Below are 4,908 nucleotides of genomic sequence, written 5' to 3'. Positions count from 1 at the left end.
AGGCTGTAAGAATGAATATTCTTTACTGTAAAGGGAGATTTTTCAGTTTTCCAAGTAGTGAATTTGAAATATGAGGTATATCATAGGAGGAATTTAGATGTCTGTATTCAAACGATTAAGAGATTTAACAATGTCGAATGTATATTCATTAATTGAAAAAGCGGAAGATCCAGTTAAGATGACTGATCAATATTTACGCGATATGCAAGCGGATGTACAAGAAGCTGAGAAAAGTGTAGCAGCTCAAATCGCGCTTGAGAAGAAATTCAAAATATTATTTGAAGAGCAAGAAGCACTTGTGAAAAAACGTGAAGAGCAAGCTCATATGGCTGTTCAAGCTAATAACTTAGATCTTGCGCGCCGTGCACTAGAAGAAAAACAAAATGCGGAGCAAAAGATGAATGAGTATAAAGCAAGCTATGAGCAAAATAAAGCTGCTGCTGATAACCTGCGCCTAAAGCTAGAAGAAATGCGTAAGCAATTAAATGAGCTGAAAAATAAACGTGAGACACTTGTAGCGCGTGTAAATGCGGCGAAAGCACAAAAAAATATTAATCAGGCGATGTCTGGATTTGATTCAAACTCAGCAAAAGCTGGTTTAAGCCGTATGGAAGAGAAAGCTCTTCAATTAGAGGCTGAAGCAGAAGCAAGCGGTGAAGTTTATAAGAAAGAAAAATCATTAGATGATGAATTCGCAAGCTTAAACAAAAATTCTGCTGTTGACGATGAATTAGCTCGTATTATGAAGCAGTATGAGAAATAATATAGAATAGAGACAAATGAACCGACATGTCTAAATATATTCATGTCGGTTTTCTATTATATTTAGAGGAGGTTTTGCAATGACATGGATGAATGTAGTTGCCATGCTTGTATGGACTGGAGCGAGTGCAGTACTTTTATTTGCAATTATGTGGGTTGATTCAATTTTTACAAAATACAATGATTTAAAAGAAATTAAAAATGGAAATACAGCTGTAACAACTCGTTTTATTATGAAATTATTTGCACAAGGGTACATTTTATCCCAATCAATTACGAAAGCAAATGACTTATGGCAGGCACTTCTTGCTTCAGCAGTTTCTTTCGTTATTTTATTAGTGGTAGAAATGTTTATCGAATTTGTATTAAAGAAAATGTCTGGTCTTGATTTAGAAGAAGGTACGAAAGAAGGTAGCGTTGCACATGCGATGTTAGCCGGATCATTACATATTGTTGGTGCACTAATTTTAGGTGCTTGTTTATAAAGAGAAAAGGAGGGGTAGAGTATGAGTTTATTTAAACGAATAAAAAATATAATGAAAAGCCCAGAGCCACTGAAGCCGGAAAAAAGTCTTTTAACGTTAGCTCCTGGCGATATGATTGAAGTTTCATTAGTTATGTATGAATTAATTGGGAAAACGAGTATGCATTCGCGTAAGGAAATTGTTTTGACATTGCAAGATGGAAAAGATATTCGTTATTTAAAAATTGAAGATCGTGAAAATACGTATTACAAATTATATACACCAATTGATGGTCGCTTAGATTCAATTGATGAAATTCCCACGACAATTGAAATGGATGATACCGAGTACCATATGGAAGAACAATATAACGGACGTGTTGTTGTGATGGGAAAAACTCCATTCTCAGCTTCAGAAGAACAGTACGTATGGGAATTCCAATCAGACAATCGAAAATTATTGCGTATTGAATGGCAAAATGGTCGCACAATGATGTATGAGGGAGAAGCAATCATTCCTGCTGATGTACAAATTATAAGAGCAACGTAAGGGGGCGTAATCATGTCAAACCGATTGTTTACCATGATTAAATCGTTTGTAATCCCTATACTTGCTATCGTTATATTACTTGTTGTTGCTGGTTATGCCTTATCAGGTTGTCAAGGCGGGCAGACAAAGTCGATTCAAGACCGTTATCCACTTGAATCTGTTGCCAAGGAAGGTAAACAAGAATCTTACGTGTATAGGGCCGCCAATCGGTCAGTTCCTGAAGTAGCGAAGGAACTCATTAACGAAAGAGAACCGAAGCAAGCATCTAAAGAAGACGAAAATCAAATGTTCCTCGTTTATTCTGATAAGATTTATAACCTGCAAAAGGATAAAGAGAAACCATCTGATACGTTAATTGAAATAAGTAATAAAGAATTTGTCCGTCAAAATTACCAACCGTCCTTTTTGCAAGGATATATTATGGGTAGCATATTAAACGATATATTCGGTTCACGAAAATCATCATACGGTGATTATCGAGGATATAACGATAGACAAAATCATAAACCAGTTATTCCAGAGAGACCACCTACAAAAGAAGAAAAGAAAACCCCACCTCCAATTACGAAGGAAGGGAAAGGGTCTATCATTAAGCGAGGCGATAATGTAGATTCGAAACCATCAGTAGGTGATAAGGGAAGTATTACTGAAAAAGGAAGTAATACGACGCCCCCACCTTCTACTGGAAGCAAGGGTAAAATTACAAAAACACCAGGCGGTTCAAGCGGATCAGATGTGAAGCCAAAATCATCTATTAAAACGCCGCCAAGGAACACATCTCCTCCGAAAACAAGGGTTGGTGGTTCAGGAAAAATTACAAAGAGAAGATAGTATAGAGACCGAAAAGTGTAAATTGCTTTTTGGTCTTTTTTTGTTATGGGAATTAATCCCTTTCAGTTGGTACGATTTATGCATAAGGGGGGAAGTAAAAATATATCAGCGATTATTAGAATATATCGACCGCAATTTAAAATATATCAGCGATTATTGGAATATATCGACCACAACTTAAAATATATCAGCGATTATTGAAATATATCGACTTACCGACAAAAACTGACAACGATAGCAACTTAATAATAAAAAGAGGGTGTGCCAAAATTTTGGCACACCCTCTTTTATATAACGATTAATGAATATCACGTTTCTTGAAATTACCTCCTTTTACTTCTGCTACGTCATAAACTGTAATAAAGGCGTGTGGATCAATTTCATTAATAAGTTCTTTCATTTTACTTTCTTCTAAACGGTTAATTACGCAAGAAATTTCTTTGAATTTCTCTCTTGAATAACCACCGTATACTTCGTTATATGTTGCACTTCGGCCTAAACGATCGCGAATTGTTTCTACCATTAATTCAGGCTCTTTTGTAATAATTTTAAATGCTTTTGAACCACTTAAACCAACTTCAACGATATGAATCACTTTCGAAGCGATAAAGTAAGCAATTGCCGAAAGGATAGCTCCTTGAAGACCGAATACCGTTGATACGAAAATAAATACGAACATGTTTAAGAATAAAATAAGGTCACTCGTTCCAAATGGTAACTTACGAGAAAGCAATACAGCAAGCATATCGATTCCATCTAATGCCCCACCGTTACGTAATGCTAGTCCCATACCAAAACCGATGATAATACCACCAACAACTGTAACTAATAATGTATCGCCTTCAATAATAGCTGGTATTCCGTGCATGACAACGGTACCTACTGCTAATGAAGCAATTCCGATAATAGAATAAATCGCAAAGCTTTTACCGATTTGCTTATACCCTAACCAAACGAAAGGAATGTTAATAACTGCGATTAGAGCTCCTAATGGCAATCCAAATAATCTTGAACTAACGATACTTAAACCAGTCACACCACCGTCTGATACGTTATTTGGAATTAATACTGCTTCTAATCCGTACGCTGTAATAAATGCCCCAATAATAATCATCAAAGCTTTTGAAGCAATTTTTAGCTTATTGGGCTTGTTTTTGATAATTTTCTCCATATAATTTCCTCGTTTCAAACTAGTTTCTTATTTGTTACGTCATTCACACCTAAATTTTATTTTAACATTTAATTTGAAAAAATTCTCCTTTAATGGATGTATGCAGGGAATATTATCACCATATTATCTTTAAAATATTTTTGAAATCAGTATAAGAAATCCCATCCTTTCAAAGGATGGGATGCTATTAAGAAAATATAAAACTAAGTATTGATACGAATAAAGCGAAACCTAAAATAGTTCCACATATTTTCATATGGCGCTTACGTCCCATTACGACAATCGCAACATATTCGCGAATCATTGCGTTAGGCCAGTAATAAAATGCAGTTTTTGACCCGATTCCTTGGCTATTAAGACCAGCTTGTCTAGCGTATATGCCAGCGCGGAAAAGGTGGAAATTATTTGTGGTAAAAATACTTTTATATTTACCTTCAGGTTTTAAAGAATCCATAATTTCTTTAGAGAACAACATATTTTGATATGTGTTTACAGAGCGATTTTCTTGCACTGTATGTTCAAGAGGAATTCCTTTTTCAACAGCATAATTTTGCATTGCTTCTGCCTCTGGAAGACCTTCATCTGGACCTTGACCACCAGAGAAAATAATTGTTGGTGGTGTATTTACAGCTGCTTGTTTCCAATAGAAGTCGATAGCTTTATTAATGCGGCTTGCAAGTAATGGTGGTACTTTATCATTAATTAAGCCGCTACCAAGAACGATAATGAAATCTTGATTACGTCTTGGTCTGTTGAATTGGTATAAAAAATATGCGCTTAAGAAGTTAGATAAGTGTATAAAGAAATAGAAGCTTATAAGAGAAATAGCTGCAAAAATAGGCTCTAAATGCGATGAGACCAAACTTGCTGGATTTATGATAGGGAGTAACATAAAGAATAACATCCCTAAAGCAGCAAGGAGTGTTAAACAGTTAGTGAACCGTCTTCCTTCTCGCTTCATTAAAATTCTAGCATTAAGAAATAGCCCAAACATTAAAGCAACAATACCGAAAGGAAGCATAATAAGAAGTGCTAAAATAGGTAAAATTATAATATAGCGTAGGACATCACTACTTGAATTCACAGATATAATCACACAAAAAAGAAGGAAAAAACAGACAAAGGAATTAA

General features: G+C 35.2%; 6 protein-coding genes. 4 read left to right on the top strand and 2 right to left on the bottom strand.

The features are described from left to right. Positions 1-97: 97 nt before the first annotated feature. The 4 genes from ACQGS6_RS22840 to ACQGS6_RS22825 all read left to right on the top strand — a co-directional run bounded on the left by ACQGS6_RS22840 (position 98) and on the right by ACQGS6_RS22825 (position 2,606). Positions 98-763, top strand: coding sequence for a PspA/IM30 family protein (locus ACQGS6_RS22840; RefSeq protein WP_000110280.1), 666 nt, complete (start codon positions 98-100; stop codon positions 761-763). 79 nt (positions 764-842) lie between these two features. Next, positions 843-1,247, top strand: coding sequence for a DUF350 domain-containing protein (locus ACQGS6_RS22835; RefSeq protein ID WP_000220087.1), 405 nt, complete (start codon positions 843-845; stop codon positions 1,245-1,247). A 21-nt stretch (positions 1,248-1,268) separates the two neighbouring features. Further along, the gene (locus ACQGS6_RS22830) at positions 1,269-1,775 is read left to right on the top strand and encodes a DUF4178 domain-containing protein (RefSeq protein WP_000051740.1); all 507 of its coding nucleotides are present in this window, start codon (positions 1,269-1,271) and stop codon (positions 1,773-1,775) included. A gap of 12 nt (positions 1,776-1,787) precedes the next feature. Continuing rightward, positions 1,788-2,606, top strand: a complete 819-nt coding sequence (locus ACQGS6_RS22825; protein ID WP_000071190.1) for a DUF4247 domain-containing protein — start codon at positions 1,788-1,790, stop codon at positions 2,604-2,606. 298 nt (positions 2,607-2,904) lie between these two features. On the opposite strand, the gene ACQGS6_RS22820 is transcribed toward ACQGS6_RS22825, so the two are convergent. Both ACQGS6_RS22820 and ACQGS6_RS22815 read right to left on the bottom strand, forming a co-directional pair. After that, complete coding sequence (locus tag ACQGS6_RS22820) at positions 2,905-3,777, bottom strand: YitT family protein (protein ID WP_000411244.1); 873 nt, start codon at positions 3,775-3,777, stop codon at positions 2,905-2,907. Between the two features lie 187 nt (positions 3,778-3,964). Then, positions 3,965-4,908: YdcF family protein (locus tag ACQGS6_RS22815; protein WP_426965649.1), on the bottom strand; the 944-nt coding region annotated here is incomplete at its 5' end.

The sequence above is a fragment of the Bacillus sp. GMs2/2 genome, from assembly GCF_050172095.1.
In the GTDB taxonomy this organism is placed as follows: Bacteria; Bacillota; Bacilli; order Bacillales; family Bacillaceae_G; genus Bacillus_A; species Bacillus_A cereus.
The sequence above is the reverse complement of the archived record's forward strand: the minus strand, read 5'-3'. Positions and strand labels throughout refer to the sequence as shown.